Below are 437 nucleotides of genomic sequence, written 5' to 3' on the forward strand. Positions count from 1 at the left end.
AAGGTTGCTGTTGCCGCAGCTTATGGCTCTTTTGATAAAGCTGAGGCTATAGGGTTTAGTCATTCGCCACAAGTAGCCTATAGCGCAGTAAAAATTGCCAAGAAGCGCGGACCTTCGGATTTGTTTCAATGCTTTTATCACTGCGCTACGCGCTTTTCACTTAGCTCGATGTCTTTCGCTGCCTATAGATGCAACAAAAGCGTCGCTTAGCTTTATGTTGATTTAACCAGTTGCAAGAACTCCTGGATATCGGCCTCATCATTATAAATATGCGGTGAGACTCGCATTCCCAAACTCCGTACATCAACACTCACATTAGCGCTTTTTAGTGTTTGTAAGACTTGTTGCTGCTTATCTGCAAAATCTAAAATGATGGTACCGCTGCGCTGGCTTTTCTCGCGAGGAGAAACCACTTTGCCTTCTAATTCCTCTGTAAT

The 437-nt window shown here is 43.9% G+C and carries 1 protein-coding gene and 1 pseudogene; one reads left to right on the plus strand and one right to left on the minus strand.

Annotated elements, in window-relative coordinates; all coding sequences use genetic code 11:
• Positions 1-210, plus strand: a 210-nt coding sequence (locus K5Q58_RS20945) for a hypothetical protein (protein ID WP_220755755.1), incomplete at its 5' end; no start/stop codon positions are given.
• Positions 211-212: 2 nt separating this feature from the next.
• Here the strand turns inward: K5Q58_RS20945 and K5Q58_RS20950 are convergent.
• Positions 213-437, minus strand: a pseudogene (locus K5Q58_RS20950) (aminotransferase); the annotation flags it as partial.

The organism is Shewanella sp. KT0246, assembly GCF_019654955.1.
Lineage (GTDB): Bacteria > Pseudomonadota > Gammaproteobacteria > Enterobacterales > Shewanellaceae > Shewanella > Shewanella goraebulensis.